24 protein-coding genes, 1 tRNA gene and 1 pseudogene are annotated in these 25866 nt (G+C 72.0%); 2 read left to right on the top strand and 24 right to left on the bottom strand.

Going from position 1 to position 25866, the window contains the following annotated elements; all coding sequences use genetic code 11:
* Positions 1-26: 26 nt before the first annotated feature.
* From atpE to ABZ641_RS00365, 18 genes are all read right to left on the bottom strand, one after another.
* Positions 27-260, bottom strand: coding sequence for an ATP synthase F0 subunit C (atpE, locus tag ABZ641_RS00450; protein ID WP_030268024.1), 234 nt, complete (start codon positions 258-260; stop codon positions 27-29).
* Between the two features lie 84 nt (positions 261-344).
* The gene (gene atpB, locus ABZ641_RS00445) at positions 345-1172 is read right to left on the bottom strand and encodes a F0F1 ATP synthase subunit A (protein WP_344625906.1); all 828 of its coding nucleotides are present in this window, start codon (positions 1170-1172) and stop codon (positions 345-347) included.
* 264 nt (positions 1173-1436) lie between these two features.
* Positions 1437-1868, bottom strand: coding sequence for a hypothetical protein (locus ABZ641_RS00440; protein WP_359978072.1), 432 nt, complete (start codon positions 1866-1868; stop codon positions 1437-1439).
* A 361-nt stretch (positions 1869-2229) separates the two neighbouring features.
* Positions 2230-3582, bottom strand: coding sequence for an MraY family glycosyltransferase (locus ABZ641_RS00435; RefSeq protein ID WP_359978070.1), 1353 nt, complete (start codon positions 3580-3582; stop codon positions 2230-2232).
* Between the two features lie 205 nt (positions 3583-3787).
* A complete protein-coding gene (locus ABZ641_RS00430; protein WP_359978069.1) occupies positions 3788-5083 on the bottom strand; it encodes a serine hydroxymethyltransferase in 1296 nt (431 codons plus the stop codon).
* Positions 5084-5355: 272 nt separating this feature from the next.
* Complete coding sequence (locus ABZ641_RS00425; protein ID WP_359978088.1) at positions 5356-5946, bottom strand: protein-tyrosine-phosphatase; 591 nt, start codon at positions 5944-5946, stop codon at positions 5356-5358.
* 95 nt (positions 5947-6041) lie between these two features.
* A complete protein-coding gene (locus tag ABZ641_RS00420; RefSeq protein WP_344625902.1) occupies positions 6042-6689 on the bottom strand; it encodes an L-threonylcarbamoyladenylate synthase in 648 nt (215 codons plus the stop codon).
* 41 nt (positions 6690-6730) lie between these two features.
* A complete protein-coding gene (prmC, locus tag ABZ641_RS00415; RefSeq protein WP_344625901.1) occupies positions 6731-7597 on the bottom strand; it encodes a peptide chain release factor N(5)-glutamine methyltransferase in 867 nt (288 codons plus the stop codon).
* 40 nt (positions 7598-7637) lie between these two features.
* Positions 7638-8714: a peptide chain release factor 1 gene (gene prfA, locus ABZ641_RS00410; RefSeq protein ID WP_344625900.1), complete on the bottom strand. Its 1077-nt coding sequence runs from the start codon at positions 8712-8714 to the stop codon at positions 7638-7640.
* Between the two features lie 146 nt (positions 8715-8860).
* Entirely contained in the window at positions 8861-9085 is a 225-nt protein-coding gene (gene rpmE / locus ABZ641_RS00405) for a 50S ribosomal protein L31 (RefSeq protein WP_030268015.1), read from the bottom strand.
* 121 nt (positions 9086-9206) lie between these two features.
* Entirely contained in the window at positions 9207-10340 is a 1134-nt protein-coding gene (locus ABZ641_RS00400) for an LCP family protein (protein ID WP_344625899.1), read from the bottom strand.
* A 171-nt stretch (positions 10341-10511) separates the two neighbouring features.
* The gene (rho, locus tag ABZ641_RS00395) at positions 10512-12599 is read right to left on the bottom strand and encodes a transcription termination factor Rho (RefSeq protein ID WP_359978066.1); all 2088 of its coding nucleotides are present in this window, start codon (positions 12597-12599) and stop codon (positions 10512-10514) included.
* 560 nt (positions 12600-13159) lie between these two features.
* The gene (gene thrB, locus ABZ641_RS00390; RefSeq protein ID WP_344625897.1) at positions 13160-14077 is read right to left on the bottom strand and encodes a homoserine kinase; all 918 of its coding nucleotides are present in this window, start codon (positions 14075-14077) and stop codon (positions 13160-13162) included.
* A 332-nt stretch (positions 14078-14409) separates the two neighbouring features.
* Positions 14410-15510 carry a threonine synthase gene (gene thrC, locus ABZ641_RS00385; RefSeq protein ID WP_344625896.1) on the bottom strand — a complete coding sequence of 367 codons (1101 nt, stop codon included), beginning with the start codon at positions 15508-15510 and terminating at the stop codon, positions 14410-14412.
* Between the two features lie 5 nt (positions 15511-15515).
* Positions 15516-16808: a homoserine dehydrogenase gene (locus ABZ641_RS00380; protein WP_344625895.1), complete on the bottom strand. Its 1293-nt coding sequence runs from the start codon at positions 16806-16808 to the stop codon at positions 15516-15518.
* A 129-nt stretch (positions 16809-16937) separates the two neighbouring features.
* Positions 16938-18332 (bottom strand): diaminopimelate decarboxylase, encoded by a 1395-nt coding sequence (gene lysA / locus ABZ641_RS00375; protein ID WP_344625894.1) that lies wholly within the window; start codon positions 18330-18332, stop codon positions 16938-16940.
* A gap of 89 nt (positions 18333-18421) precedes the next feature.
* Complete coding sequence (gene argS, locus ABZ641_RS00370) at positions 18422-20083, bottom strand: arginine--tRNA ligase (RefSeq protein WP_344625893.1); 1662 nt, start codon at positions 20081-20083, stop codon at positions 18422-18424.
* Between the two features lie 82 nt (positions 20084-20165).
* Positions 20166-20651 carry a response regulator gene (locus tag ABZ641_RS00365; protein WP_359978063.1) on the bottom strand — a complete coding sequence of 162 codons (486 nt, stop codon included), beginning with the start codon at positions 20649-20651 and terminating at the stop codon, positions 20166-20168.
* A 153-nt stretch (positions 20652-20804) separates the two neighbouring features.
* Here ABZ641_RS00365 and ABZ641_RS00360 point away from each other — a divergent pair.
* Positions 20805-20876 (top strand) — tRNA-Arg (locus ABZ641_RS00360).
* Positions 20877-20969: 93 nt separating this feature from the next.
* On the opposite strand, the gene ABZ641_RS00355 is transcribed toward ABZ641_RS00360, so the two are convergent.
* The 6 genes and pseudogenes from ABZ641_RS00355 to ABZ641_RS00330 all read right to left on the bottom strand — a co-directional run bounded on the left by ABZ641_RS00355 (position 20970) and on the right by ABZ641_RS00330 (position 24572).
* On the bottom strand, positions 20970-22172 hold the full coding sequence (locus ABZ641_RS00355; protein ID WP_359978061.1) for a site-specific integrase: 1203 nt from the start codon (positions 22170-22172) through the stop codon (positions 20970-20972).
* Positions 22172-22390, bottom strand: a complete 219-nt coding sequence (locus ABZ641_RS00350; RefSeq protein ID WP_359978059.1) for an excisionase family DNA-binding protein — start codon at positions 22388-22390, stop codon at positions 22172-22174. Before ABZ641_RS00350 ends, ABZ641_RS00355 begins: the two co-directional genes overlap by 1 nt.
* Positions 22375-23747, bottom strand: a pseudogene (locus ABZ641_RS00345) (replication initiator). The gene ABZ641_RS00350 and the pseudogene ABZ641_RS00345 overlap by 16 nt, the downstream one beginning before the upstream one ends.
* Before the next feature lie 35 nt (positions 23748-23782).
* Positions 23783-23968 (bottom strand): hypothetical protein, encoded by a 186-nt coding sequence (locus ABZ641_RS00340; RefSeq protein ID WP_359978057.1) that lies wholly within the window; start codon positions 23966-23968, stop codon positions 23783-23785.
* Positions 23965-24282, bottom strand: a complete 318-nt coding sequence (locus tag ABZ641_RS00335; RefSeq protein WP_359978055.1) for a hypothetical protein — start codon at positions 24280-24282, stop codon at positions 23965-23967. Before ABZ641_RS00335 ends, ABZ641_RS00340 begins: the two co-directional genes overlap by 4 nt.
* An 80-nt stretch (positions 24283-24362) precedes the next feature.
* Positions 24363-24572, bottom strand: a complete 210-nt coding sequence (locus ABZ641_RS00330; protein WP_359978053.1) for a hypothetical protein — start codon at positions 24570-24572, stop codon at positions 24363-24365.
* 195 nt (positions 24573-24767) lie between these two features.
* Between ABZ641_RS00330 and ABZ641_RS00325 the strand changes: the two genes are divergently transcribed.
* Complete coding sequence (locus tag ABZ641_RS00325; protein ID WP_359978051.1) at positions 24768-25526, top strand: GntR family transcriptional regulator; 759 nt, start codon at positions 24768-24770, stop codon at positions 25524-25526.
* Positions 25527-25866 lie beyond the last annotated feature (340 nt).

The raw sequence follows: 25866 nt of genomic DNA, 5'->3' as shown, positions 1-25866 counted from the left end.
CCTCGAATGGGTCTGCGGCAGGGGAATTACTTACCGGTGCCGTAGACGAACGGCATGACGATGCCGATGAGCGCCAGCGCCTCGGTCAGCGCGAAGCCGATGAACATGTTGGAACGGATGAGACCGGCGGCCTCGGGCTGGCGGGCCATGGCCTGGACGCCGTTACCGAAGATCAGACCGACACCGATGCCGGGGCCGATCGCAGCGAGACCGTAACCGACGGAAGCGATGGAACCGACGACCTCAGCGAGCTGTGCCATTTCAGCTTGTCCTTTGCGGGGATGTGAACCGGTGGTGGTTGGCCACCGGACGTTTCTGGGTGGGCAGCCAGGGGGCTGCGCGGCTCAGTGCGCCTCTTCGAGGGCACCGGCGATGTAGCTGCTGGCCAGCATCACGAAGATGTAGGCCTGCAGGAACTGCACCAGCAGCTCGAACGCGGTCAGACCGACGGCCACGATGAACGAGGTGGTGCCGTAGAGCGCGCCGATGCTCGGGCTGAGCAGGTACCAGGAGGCGACCGAGAACACGACGATCAGCAGGTGGCCGGCGAACATGTTCGCGAAGGCTCGGACCGCCAGCGTGAAGGGCCGCACGAAGATGTTCGAGATGAACTCGATCGGGACCAGGATGAACATGACCCAGCCGGGGATGCCCGAGGGCCAGCAGAGGTTCTTCAGACCGCCGACGAAGCCGTGCTTCTTGAAGGTCAGCGTCATGTAGGTGACCCACACGACCGCCGCGAGGCCCACCGGGTAGGCGATCCTCGACATCACCGGGAACTGGGCGAACGGGATGATGGACATGATGTTCATCACCCACACGAAGAAGAACATCGAGACCAGCATCGGGACGTACTTCTCGCCCTTTTTGCCGATCGTCTCCAGCACGATGCTTCGCTTGACGAAGTCGTACCCGATCTCACCGACCAGCTGGAGCTTCCCGGGGACCAGCTTCGGCTTGGCGAAGGAGGCCCAGAAGAACGCCACCACCAGCAGGGCGCAGATGATGGACAGAAGCATGGGCTTGGTGAAGTCGACGCTGCCGATGGAGAAGATCGGCTTGAAGTCGAACTCGTTCAGGCCCGGAGCCGGGAAGCCGCAACCGGAGAACAGGTGGCACCCGGCCTCAGAGGCGAGCTGGACGTCAGCACCCACCACAGACTCCTTCGTCATGACGCATGGTTACGGCAACCTCGGTGTGTCGGCGCGGCCCTCGGCCACGGAGCGGCACTGGAACTTGTTGGATTTCTCGCGGACCCTGCGCGGCGCGTATCCCTGCCGCGGGATCTTCGAAGACTTCATGGAGTCGGGGGGCGATCCGTCCGATCATCGGAGCGATCTGGCCGCATCCCGTACTCCGCCGTCGGGACGGACGATAGCAGCCCGTCAGGAGGGCATAAACACCGCCCCCCGTGCGAGGGGGACAGCCCGCCCCCGTCACGGTTGACGCCCGGATTTCGGCTTGTCGTCGCGGGGTTCGGGCTCCACGTAGTAGATCTTGGCCTTCATCGCGCCGCGCACCTGGAAACCCGTCCAGATCAGGGCACAGCCCAGCAACGTGAAGCCGAACACCTTGGTGTCGAAGAGGGTGGTGTTCTTGAACACCGCCAGGACGACCGCGACCAGCAGGATCTGCGTCGTGTAGACGAGCAGCGCGGCTGCCATGAGGATCTGCGGGTTGTTCCTGGTGAGCCGGTCGAGCGCGACCTGGCCGAAGCTGAAGAACGCCATCACAAGGAGGACGGCGGCGAGAGCGCCGATCAGCCCCTTGGTCCCCACGACGAGGGTCGCAATGACGGCGGCGACCAGGCCGGCGACCGCAGTGGGGATTGCGGCGCCTCGGATGATCCGGGCGTCGTGGGACGGCATGTCGGCAGCTCCGGCGGCATGTCGGCAACGGGGGACTGGCATATGGGTGTGCGCGCGGCGGGGGGACGCCGCACCGGGAACCACAGCCGCAGGCCGGCCGCTCGACGGCGAGCCAGTCGAGGAGACCGACCGGGGGTGGAGAGCGCTCCGCCCGTCAGGTCTTTCGGCGTGTTCTCGGTACTCGTGAACGGTATCACAAACTATTTGATGAGAGCTTTACCATGAACGTGTGGTACCTGTCACACCGATGGCCCAAGGGTGCCGCCGTACGGGTGAGGGCTGTTGACGGCCGGTCAGACGCATCGGCGGGCGTGTCGCGGGCGCCCTCGGGGGGCGCCCCGGCCACCTCCGGGGCGCGCGCTCAGCCCTTCGCGCGGCTCCGCTGCCCGACCGCCGTGGCCCCGCTGCCGATCCGGCTCAGCAGTGCCTTGTCCTTGGCGGAGAGCTCGGCCATCGCGGGCGCCCCGGCGGGTGCCGCGGCCTCGTCCGCCGCGCCGCCGAGTGCCTCCGCGGCGGCCTCCGCGCCGGTGGCCGACGCCTCGGCCCGGGCCTTGCGGTAGCGGGGCGGCACGACGGCCTGCACGGCCCGCGGCGCGTGCGGGCGGAAGCGCGGCATCAGCAGCACGACCAGGCCGACCAGGCAGAGCCCGGCGAAGGCCAGCACCACGGTGCGGCCGGTGTTGGCGACCGAGAAGGCGACGGTGCCGAAGGCGATCAGCGCCGCCCAGAAGTACATGATCAGCACCGCGCGGCTGTGCGAGTGGCCGACCTGCAGCAGACGGTGGTGCAGGTGCTGCTTGTCGGCGGCGAACGGCGACTTGCCGGCCCAGGTGCGGCGGACGACGGCGAGCAGCAGGTCGGCCAGCGGCAGCGCGATGACGGTCAGCGGCAGCAGCAGCGGGATGTAGATCGGCACCAGGGCGTGGACGGTGGCGGTCTGCGAACCGGTGCGGGAGGTGATGTAGTCGAAGTCGACGCGGCCGGTGATCGAGATGGCGGCGACGGCCAGCATCAGGCCGAGCATCATCGAGCCGGAGTCGCCCATGAAGATCCGGGCGGGGTGCAGGTTGTGCGGCAGGAAGCCCAGGCACATGCCGATGAGGACGGCGCTGAACAGCGCGGCGGGGGCGGCGTCGTTCACCCCGTAGCCGATCCACAGGCGGTACGAGTACAGGAAGAACGCCATCGCGGCGATGCAGACCATGCCGGCCGCGAGGCCGTCCAGGCCGTCGATGAAGTTCACCGCGTTGACCATCACGACGACCAGCGTGACGGAGATGATCATGCCCTGGGTCGGGGTGACGGCGACCGTGCCGACGCCGGGCACCGGGAGCGAGATGACCGTCACGCCCTGCCAGACCATCACGCCGGCGGCGATCATCTGACCGCCCAGCTTCACCAGGGCGTCCACGCCCCACTTGTCGTCCAGCACCCCGAGGACGAACATGATCCCCGCGCCGGAGAGCAGCGCCCGGACGTCCGCGCTCTGGATGAACAGCCGTCCGATGTTGGTCAGTTGGGAGGCGACCAGCAGGCCGGCGCAGAGCCCGCCGAACATCGCGATGCCGCCGAGCCGCGGGGTGGGCTCGCGGTGCACGTCGCGCGCGCGGACGGCCGGCATCGCACCGGCGGCGATCGCGAACTTCCGCACCGGGCTGACCAGCAGGTACGTCACCGCGGCGGTGACGAAGAGCACCAGCAGATACTCACGCACCACTGGCCTCCTGCATCACGGTCCGACGGATGAGTACGGAGCGTACTCCCGGGATGGTTCGGGGTTCGAGGTGCGTCGCCACGGTCACACCTTATTGAGTCGGACGAGCAGGACGCGCACCGCGGTTCTCCCCGGACGCCGCGGAGGCCGCCCGGGAGCCCCGGACGGCCCCTCCGCACGGCCTCCACGGCCCGCTGCGGCCGCCTCAGCGGCGGCCGGAGAACGCCCGTGCGAGTTCGCGCACACGCGCGGAGATCCGGGCCTGCGGGCCGCCGCGCAACAGCTCCCCGATCAGGGTGCCGACCTCGGCGAGCTCGGCCGGCCCCATGCCCTGGGCGGCGGCCGCGCCGGTGCCCAGCCGGATCCCGGAGGCCTCGGCGGCGGGCGCGGGGTCGAAGGGCAGCGCGCACTTGCCGAGCATCAGCCCGGCCGCGGCGCAGCGCCGCTCGGCGTCGACGCCGCTCAGGCCGAGCGGGCTGACGTCGGCGGTGACCAGGTGGGTGTCGGTGCCGCCGGTCATCGGCCGCACGCCCTGCTCGGCGAGCGCGCCCGCGAGGGCCCGGGCGCCGTCCACGGCCCGGCGGGCGTACGCGGCGAAGTCCTCGCCGGCGGCCTCGGCGAGGGCCACGGCCTTGCCGGCCACCTCGTTCATCGCGGCGCCGCCCTGGGTGAACGGGAAGACCGCGCGGTCGACCCGGTCGGCGAGCTCCACGGTGGACAGCAGCAGGCCGCCGCGGGGGCCGCGGAGCAGCTTGTGGGTGGCGGCGACGGTGACGTCCGCGTACGGCACCGGGGAGGGCGCCAGGCCCGCCGCGACCAGCCCGGTGGTCTGGGCGGCGGAGGCGATCAGGTAGGCGTCGACCTCGTCGGCCACGGCGCGGAAGGCGGCCCAGTCGACGTGCCGGGGGTAGGAGATGCCGCCGGCGATGATCGCCTTCGGGCGGTGCCGGTGGGCGAGCTCGCGGACCTGTTCCGGGTCGATCAGGCCGTTGTCCTCGCGGACGCCGTAGCCGACGAAGTCGAACCAGCGGCCGGAGAAGTTGGCGCGGGATCCGCAGCTGAGGTGGCCGCCGTGCTCCAGCGACATCGCGAGCACCGTGTCGCCCGGCCGCAGCAGCGCCGCGTACGCCGCGAGCATCGCCGAAGTCGCCGACCGGGGCTGGACGTTGGCGTGCGGGGCGGCGAACAGCTGGCGGGCCCGGTCGACCGCCAGCAGTTCGGCGGTGTCGGCCAGCGCGCAGCCGGTGTGGTGGCGCCGGCCCGGGTAGCCCTCGGCGTACTTGTCGATCAGCGGACCGCCGAGCGCGGCCAGCACGGCCGGGCTGGTGATGTTCTCGCCGGCCAGCAGTTGCAGGCTCTCCGCCCGTCGCTCGGCCTCCGCGGCGAGCAGGTCGGCCAGCAGCGGGTCGGCGCGGCGGAGCGCCTCCGCGGGCTCCCAGCGCGCCCCGGTGGCGGGAGCGTCGGTCTCGGTCGGGCCGTGCACGGTGGGGGTGACGGACATGGCGCAGCTCCCGGAAGCGGCGGGCGGGTCCCTCCAGCGTAGGTCGGGGCCGCCCCCGGGGCCGCCCGTGCGCGGCCGCGTTGCGCCGTCGGGGCGGGTGCGGCGCCCGCCGCCGCGGACGGCCCGTCGGCCGGTGTCGACGCCCGCGCACGCTCCGGGCACACGGCGTGCACGGTTTCTCCACCCGATCCCCCGCAATCCCCCGCGCCGTGCGGGCGGGCGGCACCCCGGGGCGGGTGGGGGCGCCCGGAGGGCCTGCCGGGCGCCGTCGCTCAGGCCTGCCCGCGCACTCCCGTCAGGGCGGTGACGACCGGGTCGAGGGCGTCGAATATCTCCTCGCCGCAGTTGCGGAACATGCCGATCGGCGCGCCGTACGGGTCGTCGACCTCGTCGGACTCGGGCGAGGCCGCCAGCAGCCAGCCGCGGAGCGCCGCGGCCGCCCGCACCAGGGCGCGGGCCCGTTCCGGCAGCTGGTCGCCGCCGCGGGGCTCGGGCAGGGTCACGGGGTCGATCCGCCGCACCAGGCGGGTGAACTCCTTGAGGGTGAAGGTGCGCAGGCCGGCCGCGTGGCCCATGGATATCACCTGGGCGCGGTGGTCGAGCGTGGCCGTGAGCACCAGGTCGGCGTCGATGACGTGCTCGTCCAGCAGCTCGCGGCCGGCGAAGCCCGCGCTGTCCACGCCGTACTCGCCGAGCACGGTGGCGGCGTGCGCCTCCATCGGGGCGCCCTCGTGGCCCCACGTCCCGGCGCTCTCGACCACGAAGCGGTGCGAGACGGCGCCGAGCCGGGCGGCCAGCTCGTGGCGGGTGAGCCGCTCGGCGATCGGCGAGCGGCACACGTTCCCGGTGCAGACGAAGAGGATACGGAAGGTGTCGACCGATCGCGGCGCGGCCGCCCGGTACGGGGCGGCCGCGAACCTGGCCGGGCCGGGGCCCGCGGCGTACAGGGACGCAGCGGTCAACTGCCGGCCTCCAGGTCCGGGACGACCTCCCTCAGCTGCTCGACGCTGATCGCGCCCGCCCGCAGCACGACGGGGGTCTTGCCGGTGACGTCGACGATGGTGGAGGCCGTGGCGTGGTCCGCGCGGCCGCCGTCCAGGTAGACCGAGATGGCGTCGCCGAGCTGGCCCTGGGCCTCGTCGCAGGTCGCGGGCGAGGGTCCGCCCGTCTTGTTGGCGCTGGAGACGGCGAGCGGGCCGGTGGTGTTGAGCAGCTCCAGGGCGACGGGGTGCAGCGGCATCCGGACGGCGACGGTGCCGCGGGTGTCGCCGAGGTCCCAGCGCAGCGAGGGCTGGTGGCGGGCGACCAGGGTCAGTCCGCCCGGCCAGAAGGCGTCGACGAGCTCCCAGGCCTGCTCGGAGAAGTCGGTGACCAGGCCGTGCAGGGTGGTCGGCGAGCCGACGAGCACCGGGGAGGGCATGTTGCGGCCACGGCCCTTGGCGTCGAGCAGGGCGCCCACCGCCTCCGGCGAGAACGCGTCGGCGCCCACGCCGTACAGGGTGTCCGTCGGCAGCACGACGAGCTCGCCGCGGCGGATCGCCGAAGCGGCCTCGCGCAGCCCGGTGGCGCGGTCCCCGGTATCGGCACAGTCGTAGCGGCGGCTCATCGGTGCGGTCCCCTTCCGAAGTTCACGGCGAAGTCACGAAGTCACAGGGCGGCGCGGCGGGCGGTGGTGAAGCGCGGCCGGCCGTTGAGGTCGCGGTGGTCGGCGGCGTCCGTCCACCCGCCCTCCTCGTTGAAGATCCAGGGCACCTGGCCGCCCTGGGTGTCGGCGTGCTCGATGACCACCGCGCCGCCGGGGCGCAGCAGCCGGGCGGCGACCCGTTCGATGCCGCGGATGGTGTCGAGGCCGTCCTCGCCGGAGAACAGCGACATCTGCGGGTCGTGGTCACGGGCCTCGGGCGCGACGTACTCCCACTCGGTGAGCGGGATGTACGGCGGGTTGCTGATGACCAGGTCGAAGCGGCCGTCCCAGGAGCGGTCGTCCTCGAAGGCACGGGTGGCGTCGCCCTCGTGCAGGTGGACCCGGGCCCGGTCGGGGCTGGTCGCGACGTTGCGCCGGGTGTAGGCGAGCGCGCCCTCGTCCAGCTCGAAGGCGTGCACGGTGGAGCGGGGCAGTTCCTGGGCGAGGGCGAGGGCGATGGCGCCCGAGCCGGTGCAGAGGTCGACGACGAGCGGCTCGGCGACGTCCATGTCGCGGACGGCGTCTATGGCCCACTCGACGACCGTCTCGGTCTCCGGCCGGGGCACGAAGACGCCCGGGCCGACCTCCAGCTCCAGGTAGCGGAAGAAGGCGTGCCCGGTGATGTGCTGCAGCGGTTCACGGGCCTCGCGGCGGGAGACCGCCTCCCAGTACCGGGCGTCGAAGTCGCCGTCGGGCACGGTGTGCAGCTGGCTGCGCTTGACGCCGTGGACGTGCGCGGCGAGCTCCTCCGCGTCGAAGCGCGGCGACGGCACACCGGCCGCGGCCAACCGCTGGGTGGCCTGCGCCACCTCGGCGAGCAGCAGGTTCATCCGACCACACCTCTGACTTCTCGGGCGCCCGGCCCGGTTCTCAGTTCTCCTGGGCGGCGGCCAGCTTGGCTGCCGCGTCGGCGTCCACGCAGGACTGGATCACCGCGTTCAGGTCGCCGTCCAGCACCTGGTCCAGGTTGTAGGACTTGAAGCCGGTGCGGTGGTCGGAGATGCGGTTCTCCGGGAAGTTGTACGTCCGGATGCGCTCGGAGCGGTCGACGGTGCGGACCTGGCTGCGGCGGGCGTCGGAGGCCTCCCGCTCGGCCTCCTCCTGGGCCGCCGCCAGCAGGCGCGAGCGCAGGATGCGCATCGCCTGCTCCTTGTTCTGCAGCTGGCTCTTCTCGTTCTGGCAGGAGGCAACGATACCGGTCGGCAGGTGGGTGATCCGGACGGCCGAGTCGGTGGTGTTGACGGACTGGCCGCCGGGGCCGGACGAGCGGTAGACGTCGATCCGCAGGTCGTTCGCGTGGATCTCGACCTCGACCTCCTCGGCCTCCGGGGTGACGAGCACGCCGGCGGCGGAGGTGTGGATGCGGCCCTGCGACTCGGTGGCCGGGACGCGCTGCACGCGGTGCACGCCGCCCTCGTACTTCAGCCGGGCCCAGACGCCCTGGCCGGGCTCGGCGCCGCCCTTGGTCTTCACGGCGACGGAGACGTCCTTGTAGCCGCCGAGGTCGGACTCGTTGGAGTCGATGATCTCGGTCTTCCAGCCGACCCGCTCCGCGAAGCGCAGGTACATCCGGAGCAGGTCGCCGGCGAAGAGCGCCGACTCCTCGCCGCCCTCGCCCGCCTTGACCTCCAGGATGACGTCCTTGTCGTCATTGGGGTCGCGTGGGACGAGCAGCAGCCGCAGCTCCTCGGTCAGCTCCTCGCGGCGGGCCTCGGCGGCCTTCGCCTCGGCGAGGAACTCCGGGTCCTCGGCGGCGAGCTCGCGGGCCGCCTCGATGTCCTCGCCGGTCTGCTTCCAGGCGCGGTAGGTACGGGTGATCGGGGTCAGCTCCGCGTAGCGCTTGGCCAGCTTGCGGGCGTTCGCCTGGTCGGCGTGGACGGACGGATCGGCCAGCCTCGTCTCGAGGTCGGCGTGCTCGACGAGGAGCTCTTCGACTGCCTCGAACATGGGGTGGGCCTACTTCCGTGGGTACCGGTGGGGCGAGAGGGGTGGTCCGGCCGCCGAGCGGCGGCGCGGACCGGGGAGATGCGAACGGCGCCGGCCCGACGCCCCCGCGGATGCGCGGGGACGCCGAGACCGGCGCCGTGGAAGCGCTAGGCCTTGCCGCCGCTGAGCTTCTTGCCGAAGCGGGCCTCGAAGCGGGCCACGCGGCCACCGGTGTCCATGATCTTCTGCTTGCCGGTGTAGAACGGGTGGCACGCCGAGCAGACCTCGGCGCGGATCTCGCCGCTGGTCTCGGTCGAGCGGGTGGTGAACTCGTTACCGCAGGTGCAGGTCACCTTGGTCACGACGTACTCGGGGTGAACGTTGGCCTTCAAGGGTCTCTCCTAGGTTTCGGGAGGGCACCGGGTCGGCGGCAGGCAGCCGCGCGTGAACCGGGACCGACGGACCAGTGTGCCAGCACCGGCCGCCTCTTCCCAAACCGGGAGGCGGCCCGGACTATTCCCGGCCCGCCGCACCGACCGGACTGCGGGTCGCGCCGCCCGGGGTGCGGGTGGCGGTGCCCGTGGAGGGGCTGGGGGTGCTGTCGGCGGGGTTGGACGGCTGGATGCTCACCACCGACTGCGGGACGGCCCCGTCTGCCTGCAGGGCGGCCCACAGCTGGCCGGCCTGGGGGGTGCGCGGCACGACCCGGTTCGGGTCGCTGGGGGCGGACACCACCGGCAGCGTCACCATGGTCATCTGGTCCGGGCCGATGCCCTTGAGGGTGTTGGCGAGGCCGACCAGGGCGCTGACCGAGGCGAGCTCGGAGTCGGTGGTCATCGACTTGGTGAGCTTGTCGGCGATCGACCACAGGTGCGCCGGGTTGGAGGTGAGCCCGAGCGCGCCGATCTGCTTCATGATCGACTTCACCATCTGCTGCTGCAGCTCGATCCGGCCGAGGTCGCTGCCGTTGCCGACGCCGTGCCGGGTGCGGACGAAGGCCAGCGCCTGGGTGCCGCTGAGGTGGTGGTTGCCGGCCGCCAGGTGCAGTCCGCTGTCCTGGTCGGAGATGTCGACCGTGGTGGTGACGTCCACCCCGCCGATGGCGTCGATCAGGCCCGCGAACCCGGCGAAGTCCACCTCGACGAAGTGGTCCATCCGCATCCCGGTCAGCTGCTCGGTGGTCTTCACCGCGCAGGCCGGTCCGCCGACCTCGTACGCGGAGTTGAACATCGCGCTGCGTAGGGCCGGGGTGCTGGTGCCGTCCGGGGCGGTGCAGGCCGGCCGGGCGACCAGGGTGTCGCGCGGGATGCTGATCACCGAGGCGGTGGTGTGCTCGCGGTTGACGTGGACGACCATCGCGGTGTCCGAGCGTGCGGTGTCGCCGACCGCTCCGCCGGCCAGCGAGTGGTTGGCGCCCGCCCGGGAGTCCGAGCCGAGCAGCAGGATGTTGAAGGCGCCGCCCACCGAGGCGGGCGGACGGCCGGGGCCGAGCTGGGTGTCGATGTCGACGCTGCGGATGTTGCCGTTGAGCTTCCAGTACGCGTAGCCGGCCGCACCCGCACCCACCAGCAGCAGCCCGATCGCGGTGAACACCGCGATGCGCAGCACCTTGCGGCGTCTGCTCCGGGGCTCTCGCTGATCGGACATCCCCTCCCCTTTCTGCTCGAACGGGGTTTTTCGAGCATAAGGGAATCCCGTCTCCGCCGATCGGCGGAGACGGGAGGGCCGCCCCGGGGCACGACGGCGCCGGGTGCACGCAAAGGGCGAGGCCCCCACCGCGGGTGCGGTGCGGGGCCTCGCCCTGCGGAACGAGCCGGGTCAGTCGCCGGAACCGGGGGTGGTCTTGGCGATCTGCATCAGGAACTCGGCGTTGCTCTTGGTCTGCTTCATCTTGTCCAGGAGCAGCTCGATGGCCTGCTGCGAGTCGAGCGCGTGCAGCACCCGGCGGAGCTTCCAGACGATCGCCAGCTCCTCGTTGCCGAGCAGGATCTCCTCCTTGCGGGTGGAGGACGCGTCGACGTCCACCGCGGGGAAGATCCGCTTGTCGGAGAGCTTGCGGTCGAGCTTGAGCTCCATGTTGCCGGTGCCCTTGAACTCCTCGAAGACCACCTCGTCGGCGCGGGAGCCGGTCTCCACCAGGGCGGTGGCGAGGATGGTCAGCGAGCCGCCGTTCTCGATGTTGCGCGCGGCACCGAAGAACTTCTTCGGCGGGTAGAGCGCGGTCGAGTCGACACCACCGGACAGGATGCGGCCGGAGGCCGGCGCCGCCAGGTTGTAGGCGCGGCCGAGGCGGGTGATCGAGTCGAGCAGGATCACCACGTCGTGGCCCAGCTCCACCAGGCGCTTGGCCCGCTCGATGGCGAGCTCGGCGACGGTGGTGTGGTCCTCGGCCGGACGGTCGAAGGTCGAGGAGATGACCTCGCCCTTCACCGACCGCTGCATGTCGGTGACCTCTTCCGGACGCTCGTCGACGAGGACGACCATCAGGTGGCACTCGGGGTTGTTGTGGGTGATCGCGTTGGCGATCGCCTGCATGATCATCGTCTTGCCGGTCTTCGGCGGGGCGACGATCAGACCGCGCTGGCCCTTGCCGATCGGCGACACGAGGTCGATGATCCGGGTCGTCAGCACACCCGGGTCGGTCTCCAGGCGCAGCCGCTCCTGCGGGTACAGCGGGGTCAGCTTGCCGAACTCGGGGCGGTTGCGGGCACCGTCCGGGTCCATGCCGTTGACCGAGTCGAGGCGGACCATCGCGTTGAACTTCTCGCGGCGCTCGCCGTCGCGGGGCTGGCGCACCGCACCGGTGATGGCGTCGCCCTTGCGCAGGCCGTGCTTGCGCACCTGGGCGAGCGAGACGTAGACGTCGTTCTGCCCCGGCAGGTAGCCGGAGGTACGGACGAACGCGTAGTTGTCGAGGATGTCGAGGATGCCCGCGACCGGGATGAGGACGTCGTCCTCGCCGATCTGCGGCTCGGGGGTGCCGCCCTCGAAGCCCTCGCGGCGGCCGCGGCCACGGCGGTCGCGGTAGCGGCCGCGACGACCCCGGCGGCCGTCGCCGAACTCGTCGTCGTCGTAGCCGCCGGCCTGCTGCCCGGCGGGCTGGCCCTGGCGGCCGGCCTGGCTGTCCTGCTGGGTGCCGGCCTGCTGCTGGCCCTGGCCGGGCTGGCGCTCGGCCCGGTCGCGGTCGCGGCGGTTGCGGCGGTCGCGGCGGGACTCGCGGCCCTCGGCGTCCTGGCCCTCGGCGGCGGCCTCGGTGCGCTCGCCGCCCTCGCGGCGGTCGCGCCGGTCACGGCGGTCGCGGCGCTCGGTGCGGGTCTCGCCCTCGGCGGGGCGCTGCTCGGCGGTGCGGGTCTCGGCCTTGGCCTCGGCGACCACGGTGCCGGCCTGCTCGGCGGCGGCCTCGGCGGCCGGGGCGCCGGCGGCCGAGGTGGCACGGCGGCGGGTGCGCTCGGTACGGGCCGGCGCGGCCTCGGCGGCGGCCTGGACGGGGATCTCGATCTGGGCCTGCGGCTGCTCCGCGGGGGCGGCGGCAGCGGCGGCGGTGGCACGGGTGCGGCGGGCCGGCTTCTCCTCGGCGGCCGGGGCGGCGGGCGCCTCCTCGGCGGGGGCGGCGGCAGCGGCCTTGGCGGTGGTGCGCTTGGCGGCCGGAGCGGGCGCGGCGCCGCCGGCGAGCAGCGGGTCGCCGCCGCTCTTCTCCTTGATGGCCTCGATGAGCTGGCTCTTGCGCATCCGTCCGGTACCGCTGATACCGAGGCCCGTGGCGAGCTTCTGCAGCTCGGCGAGGACCAGGCCGTCGAGGCCTGCGGCGGCGCTGCGACGGCGCCTGGCCGGGGCCGCGGGGGCGGCGGCTGCGTCCGACGCATCTGCGTCCGGGCGCGCGCCCATCAGATCGGTGGTGTCGCTCACTAAGGGTCCTTCCCTGGAGCGGACGTCGGCCTGTCTGGCTCGGCGACCGGTTGTGCTGTCCTGACCAACGCCGAATCACGCTGGTCCGAGGCGGTCGTCCCCCCGAAAGGACCAGCCGATCGGGTGGACGCTGCGAAAGTGCGGTGCACTGTGGTGCGAAGTGGCGCGGTGGGCCGGTTCTCGTGCCGGCCTCGCTGCCTGTTTGGTTCCCGGGCCCCCGTCGCGTGGCGGTACCTCGGGCTCCGCCCGCCCGTGCCTCAGTGCGGAGGCCGCGGGTGGGAGTCAGGTGCCGTCACGGCTTCGGGATGCGCCTCAGTCGCGCAGGCAGGCTGCGTACGCGCTGTGGTGGGCTCCCGGAAAATCGTGGTCCCGTCCTTCCGGACCCTGCAGGTGCGGACGGTGCCAACCTGAAGGGGCGGGATCGGGACGCGGCGCACCGAACCCCGGAGGATGTCTGGTGCAGCAATGAGGTTAACACTACCGACCCCCTGACACATTCCCCAGCCCTGTTGTTGTCAATCGTTTCCGTTCCCGCGGGTGTGGCCGCGTTCGGTGTCGGCTCAGACGTCGAGCGGCAGCACGCACGCACCGGCACGGTCCAACTCCAGCCGGTGGGCGGCGAACCCGGGCCCGGCGAGGCCGAGCACCTTCTCCGCCGAGGCCTCGTCGGTGAGTGCCAGCACGGTCGGGCCCGCTCCGGAGATCACGGCCGGGACGCCGTGCGCGCGCAGGGCGGCCACCAGGGCGGCGCTGTCGGGCATCGCCGAGGCGCGGTAGTCCTGGTGGAGGCGGTCCTCGGTGGCGGTGAGCAGCAGCTCGGGACGGCGGGTGAGGGCCTCGACCAGCAGCGCGGCACGGCCGGCGTTGACGGCGGCGTCGGCCAGCGGGACGGTCTTGGGCAGCAGGCCGCGGGCGGTCTCGGTGAGCACCTCGGTGGCGGGCACGAAGACCACCGGGACGACCTGGTCGGACGGGTCGAGCACGATGGTGCGGGCGCCGTCCTCGGCCGTCCAGGCGACGGTGAAGTTGCCGCGCAGGCAGGCGGCCACGTTGTCGGGGTGGCCCTCCAGCTCGGAGGCGAGGGCGAGCAGCGCGTCGTCGTCGAGCGCGTGCGCGCCGCCGATGGTGACGGCGCGGGCGGCGACGATGCCGGCGCAGATGGCGGCGGAGGACGAGCCGAGGCCGCGGCCGTGCGGTATGCGGTTGGCGCAGACCACCTCCAGGCCGCGGGGCTGGCCGCCGAGGCGGTCGAAGGCGGCCCGCATGGCGCGGACGACCAGGTGGCGCTCGTCGCGCGGCAGGCTGTCGCTGCCCTCGCCGGCGATGTCGACCGAGAGGCCGGAGTCGGCGACGCGGACGACCAGGTCATCGTAGAGACCCAGGGCGAGTCCGAAGGCGTCGAAGCCGGGGCCGAGGTTGGCGCTGGTCGCGGGGACCCGGACCCGGACGGCGGCGGCACGGAACGCAGGACCGGCCATGCGGTGGACTCTCCTGGGGAGTGAGGGCTGCCCGACGGGGGTGGGGCCAGCGGTGGTACGGCGGCGGGGGACCCGCATTGCAGGGACACCCGGCGGGTGCGGGAATGTGCGCACCGATGCGCGTCCCGACGGAACCAGCCTATCGAAGACAGGTTCCACAGCGGTACACCCTGCTCGGCACCGATCTGCCGTGTTGCCGTTTGTGGCCGGATTCGATGCGGAAATGGGTCGGGAAATCGGCGCGGAATCAACACGTACGTGTCATCGCGGGACGGCCGCGGGCCGACCCCCGAAAGGGTCGGCCCGGGGCACGCGGTGCGGCTGAACCGCCGTCAGTCGAGCAGTCCGAGGCGGAGCGCGGCGGCCTCGGCGTCGACCGGGACGATCTCCGGGCGCTGCGGGGCGCCGGCCACCGCCCAGTCCGGGTCCTTGAGGCCGTTGCCGGTGACGGTGCAGACGATCCGCTGGCCGGGGTCGACCAGGCCGGCCTCGGCCTTGGCCAGCAGGCCGGCCACGCCGGAGGCCGAGGAGGGCTCCACGAAGACGCCCTCCTTGGAGGCCAAGAGCCGGTAGGCGGACAGGATCTGACGGTCGGTCACCTTGTCGATGAGGCCGCCGGAGTCGTCGCGCGCGGCGATCGCGTACTCCCACGAGGCCGGGTTGCCGATCCGGATCGCGGTGGCGATGGTCTGCGGCGAGCGGACGGGGGCGCCGTCGACGATCGGGGCCGAACCCGCCGCCTGGAAGCCCCACATGCGCGGGGTGCGGGTGGCCAGGCCGTCCGCGGCGTACTCCCGGTACCCCTTCCAGTACGCGGTGATGTTGCCCGCGTTGCCGACCGGCAGGACGTGGATGTCCGGGGCGTCGCCGAGCATGTCGACGATCTCGAAGGCGGCGGTCTTCTGGCCCTCGATGCGCACCGGGTTCACCGAATTCACCAGCGCCACCGGGTACTTCTCGGACAGCTCGCGGGCGAGCGTGAGGCAGTCGTCGAAGTTGCCGTCCACCTGCAGGATCTGGGCGCCGTGGATGATGGCCTGGCCCATCTTGCCGAGGGCGATCTTGCCCTGCGGCACGAGCACCGCCGGCACCATCCCGGCCCGCACCGCGTAGGCGGCGGCGGAGGCCGAGGTGTTGCCGGTGGAGGCGCAGATGACGGCCTGGGCGCCGTCCTCCTTCGCCTTGGAGATGGCCATCGTCATGCCGCGGTCCTTGAAGGACCCGGTGGGGTTGGCGCCCTCGACCTTGAGGTACACCTCGCAGCCGGTGCGCTCGGAGAGCACCCGGGCGGGGACGAGGGGCGTGCCGCCCTCCAGCAGGGTCACCACGGGCGTGGCCGCGGTGACCGGCAGCCGGTCGCGGTACTCCTCGATCAGGCCGCGCCACTGGTGGGTGCGGGCGCCGCTCACTCTGCTCTCGGCGATGGCGTTCATGTCGATTACTCCCCTTCGACCCGCATGATGCTGGCCACGTCGCGCACGCTGTCCAGCGCGCGGAGCTTGTCGACCGTCGCCGACAGCGCGGCGTCGGTGGCGCGGTGGGTGACCACGACGAGCGAGGCGTCGCCGTCGCGGCCCTGCTGGCGCACGGTGTCGATGGAGACCCCGTGCTCGGCGAAGACGGACGCGACCTGGGCGAGCACGCCCGCGCGGTCGTCGACGTCCAGGCTGACGTGGTAGCGGGTGACGACCTCGTCCATCGGCTTGGCCGGCAGCTTGGTGTACACCGAGTCGCCCGGACCGGTGGCGCCGGCCAGCTTGTTGCGGCAGACGGCGACCAGGTCGCCGAGGACGGCGGAGGCGGTCGGCGAGCCGCCGGCACCCGGGCCGTAGAACATCAGCCGGCCGGCCGCCTCGGACTCCACGAACACCGCGTTGTACGCCTCGCGGACGGAGGCCAGCGGGTGCGTCAGCGGGATCATCGCGGGGTGGACCCGGGCGGTCACCGACTCGCCGTCCGCGGCACGCTCGCAGATCGCCAGCAGCTTGACCACGCAACCCATCTGCTTCGCCGAGGCGATGTCCGCGGCGGTCACCTCGGTGATGCCCTCGCGGTAGACCTCGGCGGCGGTCACCCGGGTGTGGAAGGCGATGCCGGCCAGGATCGCGGCCTTGGCGGCGGCGTCGAAGCCCTCGACGTCGGCGGTCGGGTCCGCCTCCGCGTAGCCCAGCGCGGTGGCCTCCTCCAGCGCCTCGGAGTACCCGGCGCCGGTGGTGTCCATCTTGTCGAGGATGAAGTTGGTGGTGCCGTTGACGATGCCCAGCACCCGGTTGACCTTGTCGCCGGCCAGCGACTCGCGCAGCGGGCGGATCAGCGGGATCGCACCGGCCACCGCGGCCTCGTAGTACAGGTCGACACCGGCCGCGGCGGCCTTCTCGTGCAGTTCGGCGCCGTCCTGGGCGAGCAGCGCCTTGTTGGCGGAGACCACCGAGGCGCCGTTGGCGAACGCCGAGAGGATGTGCTGTTTGGACGGCTCGATGCCGCCGACCACCTCGACCACCACGTCGATGTCGCCGCGGTTGACCAGGGCCTCCGCGTCGGTGGTGATCAGGTGCTCGGGCACCCCGGGGCGCGGGCGGCCGGCCCGGCGCACGGCGATCCCGGCGAGTTCGACCGGAGCGCCGATCCGCGCGGCGAGGTCGTCGGCCGTCGTCGTCATGATGCGCGCCACCTCGGAGCCCACCACACCACAGCCCAGCAACGCCACCTTCAGCGGGCGCGTACGCATCATCCGACTCCGCTCTGCATTCTCGGTCTCCGCCGGGCAATTCCCCGTGCCCGACGGTATTCGGTCTCTACCAGTCTCCGGGACTTTCCGCACGGATCTACGGCCGGTCCATGATCTGAGACAAGGATTTCGTCAGCCGATATCCAGACGCAGGAGATCCTCCTCCGTCTCGCGCCTGACGATCACCCGGGCCGCACCGTCCTGGACGGCGACCACGGGAGGCTTGAGGGCGTGGTTGTAATTGCTGGCCATCGACCGGCAGTACGCGCCGGTGGCCGGCACCGCGATCAGGTCCCCGGCGGCCAGGTCGGCCGGCAGGAAGGCGTCGCGGACCACGATGTCGCCGGACTCGCAGTGCTTGCCCACCACGCGGACCAGCATCGGCTCGGCGTCGCTGGTGCGGGAGACCAGGGCGACGGAGTACTCGGCGTCGTACAGCGCGGTGCGGATGTTGTCCGACATGCCGCCGTCCACGCTGACGTAGGTGCGCAGGCCGTCCAGCGGCTTCACCGTGCCGACCTCGTACAGGGTGAAGGCGGTCGGGCCGACGATCGCGCGGCCCGGCTCCACCGAGAGCCGCGGTGCGGCCAGGTCGGCGGCGGAGCACTCGCGGCGGACGATCTCCGCCAGCGAGGCGGCGATCTCGGCGGGCTCCCGCGGGTCGTCCTCGCTGGTGTACGCGATGCCGAGGCCGCCGCCGAGGTCGATCTCCGGCAGCTCGATGCCGTGCTCGTCGCGGATCTGCGCCAGCAGGCCGACCACCCGGCGGGCCGCCACCTCGAAGCCCGCGGTGTCGAAGATCTGCGAGCCGATGTGCGAGTGGATGCCGCGCAGCTCCAGGGCCGCCGGGTGGGCGAGCACCCGGCGGACGGCCTCGGCCGCGGCGCCGCCGTTCAGCGACAGCCCGAACTTCTGGTCCTCGTGCGCGGTGGCGATGAACTCGTGGGTGTGCGCCTCGACGCCGACCGTGATCCGGATCAGCACCTTCTGGCGGACGCCCTGCCGCTCGGCGACCGCCGCCAGCCGCTCGATCTCCTCGTAGGAGTCGACGACGACGTGGCCGACCCCGGCCTTCACCGCCTGCTCCAGCTCGTGCACCGACTTGTTGTTGCCGTGCAGCGCCAGGCGCTCCCCCGGCATGCCGGCGGCCAGCGCCACGGCCAGTTCGCCGCCGCTGCACACGTCGAGGTTGAGGCCCTCCTCGTGCAGCCAGCGGACGACCGCCTTGGAGAGGAACGCCTTGCCGGCGTAGTAGACGTCCGCGTCCGTGCCGAACGCGTCCCGCCAGGCGCGGGCCCGGGCCCGGAAGTCCGCCTCGTCCATCAGGTAGGCGGGGGTGCCGAACTCGGCCGCCAGCGCCTTCACGTCGAGGCCGCCGACGGTCACCACGCCGTTCCCGTCGCGGGTGACGGTCTTCGACCACACCTTCGGGTCGAGCGCGTTCAGGTCGCTCGGCGGGGCGAGGTAGTGGCCCTCGGGCAGCACGTCGCCGTGGCGGGGGCCTGCGGGGTGGGCGGAGCGGCTCATCTGTGGCTACTTCCTTGGCTTATGGCGAGGGGCGGCGCACGGTCTCCTTCGACCGTCCGCCGCCCCCGTCGTGCGCATGGGGGTCGTGCTTACATCCGCTCGGGGGCGGAGACGCCGAGCAGCGTCAGGCCGTTGGCGAGCACCGTTCGCGTCGCCTCGACCAGCCAGAGGCGCGCACGGTGCGTGTCCGTGAGCTCCTCGTCGCCCTTCGGCAGGAACATGCAGTTCTCGTACAGGCGGTGGTATTTGCCCGCGAGGTCCTCCAGGTAGCGCGCGACCCGGTGGGGCTCGCGCAGCTCGCCGGCCGTGGCGATGACGCGCGGGAACTCGCCCAGCGCGCCGAGCATGTCGTTCTCCCACTGGGTGGAGAGCAGCTCCGGCTTGAAGTCCTCGGCCGCACCCTTGTCGACGCCGAGCTCGGCGGCCTTGCGCGCGACGCCGCACATCCGGGTGTGCGCGTACTGCACGTAGAAGACCGGGTTCTCGTTCGACTGGCTGGTGACCAGGTCGATGTCGATGGTGATGGTGGAGTCGGTGGAGGAACGCGCCAGCATGTACCGCGCCGCGTCCACGCCGATCCAGTCGACGACGTCGTCGATGGTGATGATGTTGCCGGCGCGCTTGGAGAGGCGGACCTCCTGGCCGTCGCGCAGCATCTTCACGAACTGGCCGATGCGGACCTCGATGTTGCGGTCCATGTCGTCGCCGGCGCAGGCCGCGATGGCCTTGAGCCGGTTGACGTAGCCGTGGTGGTCGGCGCCGAGCATGTAGACGGAGACCTCGGAACCGCGGTCCCGCTTGCTCAGGTAGTAGGCGGCGTCGGCGGCGAAGTAGGTGGTCTCGCCGTCGGCCTTGATCAGGACGCGGTCCTTGTCGTCGCCGAAGTCCGTGGTGCGCAGCCAGATGGCGCCGTCCCGGTCGAAGACGTGGCCCTGCTCGCGCAGCCGGTCGATGGCCTGCTCGACGGCGCCCGAGTCGTGCAGCGACTTCTCCGAGAACCAGGTGTCGAAGTGCACCCCGAACTCTTCCATCGACCGCTTGATCTCGGCGACCATCAGCGTGAGGCCCTCGGCCCGGAAGACCCGGAGCTGCTCGTCCTCGGGCAGGTCGAGCACGCCCGGCACGCCGTCGGTGATCGCCTTGGCGATGTCGGCGATGTACTCGCCGACGTAGCCGTCCTCGGGGACGGGCTTGCCGTTGGCGACGGCCTGCAGCGACCGCGCGAACTTGGTGATCTGCACGCCGGCGTCGTTGAGGTAGTACTCGGTGGTGACGTCGGCACCGGTGGCGCGCAGCACGCGGGCCAGCGAGTCGCCGACGGCCGCCCAGCGGACGCCGCCGATGTGGATCGGGCCGGTCGGGTTGGCCGACACGAACTCCAGGTTGATCGTCAGGCCCTTGAGGGCCTCGTTCCGGCCGTACGCCTGGCCGGCCTCGACCACCGTGCGGGCCAGCAGGCCCTGGGTGGCGGCGTCGAGGGTGATGTTCAGGAAGCCCGGACCGGCGATGTCGACCTTCGCGACGCCGGTGGTCTCTCGCAGGCGGGCGGCCAGCAGGTCCGCGACGGCGCGCGGCGGCATGCCTGCCGGCTTCGCGAGCTGGAGGGCCACGTTGGTGGCGTAGTCACCGTGGTCCCTGTTCTTGGGCCGCTCGACCGTCACGTGCTCGGGCACGGCGACGGCCAGCTCGCCCGCCTCGACGGCGGCGCTCACTGCGGCCTGGACTGCCTGGGAAAGCTCTGCGGGTGTCACGACGCCAAGCGTAGGCGAGACGGGGTGTCCGTCCGCCACCCGGTTTACCCGTTGAGACGCGTTGCACCAGGGAGCGGGACCGTCAAGGGCGATCTGTTCGCCGAGAGCGGAATGCGACGGAGGGCTCCGGGCGCTCGCCGCCGCCGCCGAAGGCGTATCCGGACGGGCCGCCCCCGCCGTCCCCCGCCGCCGGGTCCTGCCGCAGCAGCCGGCGCACCAGGGCGACCAGGTCCGCCGGGTCGAAGGGCTTCGCGAGGTAGCCGTCCACGCCCACCGACTCCCCGCGGTCGAGATCGGCCGGCGTGCAGGCGCTGACGATCGCGATGGGCAGCGCCCGGGTCTCGGCGGAGGCGCGCAGCCGGGCGGCGGTCTTCAGGCCGTCGAGCCGCGGCATCACCACGTCCAGCGTGACCACGTCGGGGCGCACCCGGCGGACGACCTCCAGGCACTCGGCGCCGTCGGCAGCGGTGACCACCTCGAAGCCCTCGAGCTCGAGGTTCACTCTGATCAGCTGGCGGATCACCTCGCTGTCGTCCACCACGAGGACCCGCCCGGACGTTCCCGGCACATCACCGAGGGTAGCCGCGCGCCCACCCCCGCGTCCGGCCTTTCCCCACTTCCGCCCTCCGGGCCGCGGCCGCGCCGCCCCGCGAAACCCGTGCACGGATCACCCGTCGGGCCTGGTAGTGTTCTCCACGTCGCAGCAAGCGACGGCCGAAAGGCCCCCGTAGCTCAGGGGATAGAGCACCGCCCTCCGGAGGCGGGTGCGTAGGTTCGAATCCTACCGGGGGCACTTCACAGCAAGTGCAGCAAAGGCCCAGCCCAGCGGATCACACCGCCAGGCCGGGCCTTCGTCGTTTCCAGGGCAGGAATCCGCCCGTGCCACTCACGTGCCAGATGCGTCCGGCTCCCTCGACTCAGGAACCCGCCGGCGGCCCCTCCCCCGGGCCTTCTTGATCGCGGAGTCCCTCCCGCGGGCGATCAGGAGGTCCCGCTCGCCCCGCATGTGCTGGTAGCGCAGGGCGGCGTCCATGGTCGAGTGCCCCATGCGGTGCATCAGCTCCCGGGTACTGGCCCCGGTATCGGCGGCCAGGTTGTTGCCGGTGTGGCGGAGATCGTGGAAGCGGATGCTGTCCGCCTCGGTCTCGCCGAGGGCCCGGCTCCAGTCCACCTCGGAGTCGGCCAGCGCAGTTGTCCACACGCTGTGGAAATTGCTCCTCCGCAGCAGGCCGCCCCGAGGGCCGACGAAGACCCGCCCCGCAGCCCCGTCCTCGCCGAACCAGCGCAGGTGCTCCGCCAGCTCGGCGACGATCGAGGAGGGGAAGGCCACCGGCCGCACGCCCGCGTCGCTCTTGGGCCGCTTGACCTTGAGCTGGCCGGTCTGGAGTTCGGCCTGAGCCCGCCGGACCCGGACGATGCCCTTGTCCAGGTCCACGTCCCGCCGACGGAGTGCGGCGAACTCCCCGAAGCGGAGCGTGGAGAAGGCCGCCATCAGCACGAGTGCCCGGTAGCGCGGCTCGATCGAGTCGGCGATCGCGTAGACCTCCGCGATGGTGAGCACGGGACGCTCGGCGGAGACCTCCTTGTCTGCGCCCTTGATCCGGCACGGGTTCCGCTCGATCAGGCCGTCCTCGTCCGCGGCCGTGTTCAGGATGGCCCGCAGCACCCGGTACGACTTGGCGACGGTCGCGGCGCCCACCTCGGCTTCGAGCATCGCGGAGCGCCACGACCGGACACCGGCCGTCGTGATGGCTGCGACCGTCCCGGCCCCGAAGGTCGGCTTGATGTAGAGGCGGAGGACGCCCTCGTACCTCTCCAGCGTCCGATCAGCGAGACCCCGCTCCCGGAGCCAGGTGTCCGCGTAGTCGCCGAAGTTCACCTGCCCCGCGTCCGGGTCTTTGAGCTGGCCCCGCGCCATGTCGGCTTCGAGCAGCGTCAGGGCCAGCTCGGCGTCCGTCTTGGTCGGGTAGGTCTGCTCGGCCGAGCGGAGCTGGCCGGTCACCGGGTGCCGGTAGCGGGCCTGCCAACGGCCGGAGGGGAGCTGGCGGACCGAGCCGAAGCGCCGACGGTTGCCCTTCGTGTTCGCCATCAGGCCACCACCCGCAGGCGGCGCGGCCGGGCGACGGCCCGGACGGTGTTGGCCGCGATGTAGTCGGCGAGGACGCTCTCCTTGATGCGGACGTGGCGTCCGACCTTCACGAAGGCGATCCGGCGTTCGGCGATCAGGCGGCGCGGGAAGCGCTCCTTGCTGGTCTCCCAGGTGCCGAGCAGCTTGGCAACCTCCTCCACGGTCAGCAGGCGGTCCATGTGCTGTTGTCCTCCTCATTGGCGAGTTGGGTCATGAGTTCCTGGCGGTCGGTGGTGCGGCGTGCATGCAGCTCGCGGGCGATGGCGGCGGCGAGCATCGATTCGCCGGGCGAGTTGCCTGCTCCGGCAAAGCTCCAGTTCGCGAGGACGAGGGTTTCGGCGTCGGCCAGGTCGTCGAGGTCGGGCAGGCCGGCGGCGAGGAGCCGCTCGCGCAGGCCCCGGTGGGCTTCGGCGGCGCGGTAGTCGGCGCGGACCTGGCGGAGCGCGCCGAGGGTGGTCGAGTAGGTCGGGGACTTGCTGGAGAAGTGGCCGCGGAAGCCGAGCATGTGCGACCAGTGCGCCAGCAGCCGGTCCGGGTACAGGCCGTCCAGGTCCCAGCAGGTCTCGATCAGGCGCCGGGTGTGGGCGGGCAGTTGGTGCCGGTCGAGTTCGTGGCGCTCCAGGATGCGCCGGTCGACAGTCTCGGTCGTCTCGGCGGACTTGGCGACGTAGGAGGCGACGGCCTGTTCGGAGATCTCGCCGGAGCCGAAGGCGCCGATCGGACAGACGTCCACCTGCTCGCCCCAGCGCAGGATGCGAGCCGGGAGATCTCCGGCGGCCGCCACGGGCACGGCGGCGCGGGCGGCGGCGGCGCGGATCGCGGCGTCCAGCAGGGCCACGGTCGCCCAGTCGGGCGGGGGTGTGCCGGGTCCCTTGGGCCGTCGATGCGGATCACGGCGTGAAAGTGGACGGCGCCGCGGTGCTGGAACTCGGCGACCTTCCCGAACGACAGCTTCGCCTGCTCCTTGAACTCGTACTGGTACAGCCCGGCCATCTTCGCCATGACCCGGAACAGGTAGATCGTGAAGCGCCGCCACAGGTCCGGGGCGTGGTTGTTCCACAGCACCGCGTGCACGTAGTCGTACCGGTCCGCATCGAGCGGGGTACCGAGGGCGGGCGAGCCGTCGGGGTGGACGGTGCCGCAGCGGCAGACGCCCCGCTCGGGCCGGTTGTGGACCGGGCCGAAGGACGGCGCGGTGAGGGTGGCGAACACCCGAGGGTGCTGACGGACCGCGACTGGCACGCCCTTGTCCTGGTCCCCGGCGAGGCCGGCTCGGATCAGGTGGAAGGTGTCGGCGGAGTAGGTGCGGGCGCAGGACGGGCAGCGGGAGGCCCGCCGGTTCCCGCACGCGACCTTCAGCCGGTGGCCGGGCTCGTGCTGGGTCGAGTACCGGTGCCACACGGCGCCGGTCGGGGCGTGGGTGAGGGTGCGGAAGCCGGTCAGGTGAATCGGGTTCGCGCAGCCGCCGGTCCGGCGGATCTGGTCCTGGAGCTTGGGCAGGTCGCCCCGGGCGGCGAGGCGGGCCAGGTCCGCGATCGCGAGCCGGTCCGCCTCGGCGGTGGGCCGGTGGGTCACCACGCGGTCCCCGTGCCGTGGCAGGGGTGGCAGTCGGGCCCGGGGACCGGCTCGGCGTCCTGCTGGCGGAGCCAGGTGAAGCCCCAGCCGAAGCACTCCGGGCAGCGGCCCGTCTCGGTGGCCGGCGGTTCGGCCAGCACCAGGACGACCGTGGTCTCGGCGGCGACGGTCGGGGCGCTCATGCGGCCACCGCCAGCACTCCGGCCCGTCGGGCGCCGTGGGCGGTGCAGGGGCGGAAGAACGGGCTGTCGTCGGTGGCCTCGGCGAGCGGGATCGGCACCCAGCCGGTGTGGCCGTCGTTCTCGTCCCACACCCGGACGTGGCACGGGCAGGCACCGCCCAGGCCGTACAGGTGACTCACGCAGTCGCACGGCACCGGCAGGCCGATGGTGCCGGACAACGCGCCGTCGAGGTCGACCACCCGCAGCGTGCCGAGGCAGGACGGGCACGAGTCGGAGATGGTGGAGGGCAGCGGGGAGAGGAGCGTTGCGGGCATGATGGAACCCCCTTCGAGGGAGCCCGGGGCGGTGACGTGCTTGGCGGCTTGGACACCGCCCCGGGGCAAAGGACTGACGATCAGTTCTTCTTCGCGTTCTTGCGGTCCGAGCGCTCCTCGGACGCGATCGCCACACGCCACAGCAGCGACTTCATCTCGCCGGACGCCGGCCGCGACTGTCGGCTCTCGTCCGCGGTCTGGGTCTCGTACGGCCCGGAGCCCGGGGTGTTGACCCACTCCCGGATCAGCGCGCTGTCGTGCTCCCGGTTCTCCCGGAACTTCTTGAACATCTCGCTCTCCCTGTTCGAGTGAAGGAAGGGGGCGGTGACGTGCATGGCGGCTTGGACACCGCCCCCACCGAGCGCTTGGCGGCTGGTGCTACATCTCTAGAGAACCAAGCATCTCTAGAGATGCCAACGGCTTGTCGGAGCTCGCTGCGGGCAGACGTCAGCCCTAGGATGTCTAGAGAAGAGGGAGGAGGGCCGATGGCCAGCGGCAACAGCGAGAAGCAGCCCAAGTACCAGCGGATCGCCAATGTGCTCAAGGCGGCGATCGAGTCCGGCGAGTACCGGCCCGGCGATCGACTGCCGGGCGAGAACGACCTGATGGAGACCTATGGCGTGGCCCGCATGACGGCCCGCCAGGCACTCGGCGTTCTGCAGAGCGAGGGCATTGCCGAGGCCCGGAAGGGCGCCGGTGTCTTCGTCCGGGATTTCAAGCCCCTCCGCCGACGGGGCATCCAGCGCCTGGCCCAGGAGCAGTGGGGATCGGGCCGCTCGATCTGGTCGGCCGACATCGAGAACCGCACGCTGGTCGTCGACCAGGTCGCCGTCACCGAGGAAGGTGCGCCTGAGCACGTCGCCCCGGTGCTCGGCGTGGAGCCCGGCGAGGCTACCTGCGTCCGCAGCCGTCGCTTCGTGCTGGACGGCAAGCCGGTCCTGCTCTCGACCTCTTACCTGCCCGCGCAGCTGGTCGCTGGGACGCGCATCACCGAGGAGGACACCGGCCCTGGTGGGACGTACGCCCGGCTGGCCGAGATCGGCGCGAAGCCCGTGCACTTCCGCGAGGAGATCCGCTCCCGGATGCCCACCGCAGACGAGACCGCGAGGCTCGGACTTGGCGCCGGCACCCCGGTAATCCTGGTCTGCCGCACGGCATTCGCCGAGGAGGGCCAAGCGGTCGAGGTCAACGAGATGACTCTCGACGCGGCCTCATACGTGCTGGAGTACGACTTCGACGCGTAGCCACCCACCCCAGCCCCGACGGGCAGTCAGCGGGGAGGAGTGATGGGTTGTTACGAGTTTCGCTACTTCATCAAGGCGCCTCGCTCCGCTCGGCGGGCAGGGCGGGCGAAGCCCACGGGGAAGGCACATCACGGCGGGATCGGAGATCACCGGCGAGATTCCCGGCCTCCTGAACTACTAGACGTAGCCTCACAATGTTCGGGGTGCCGCGCCAAAGCGCGGCGGCGCCGGCCGGTCGCCGGCGCGCCCACAAGGGGCGAAGAGCTAAGGCCGGGGCAGAGACGGACAGGTCCAAACTTCCACCCCCACACGGGCGGAGGACGGCGCAGAAGGCAGGGCT

Origin of the sequence: Kitasatospora sp. NPDC007106, assembly GCF_040634455.1 — a bacterium.
Classification (GTDB): Bacteria; Actinomycetota; Actinomycetes; order Streptomycetales; family Streptomycetaceae; genus Kitasatospora; species Kitasatospora arboriphila.
Note: the sequence above shows the minus strand (reverse complement) of the source record. Positions and strands in the feature narration are given on the sequence as shown.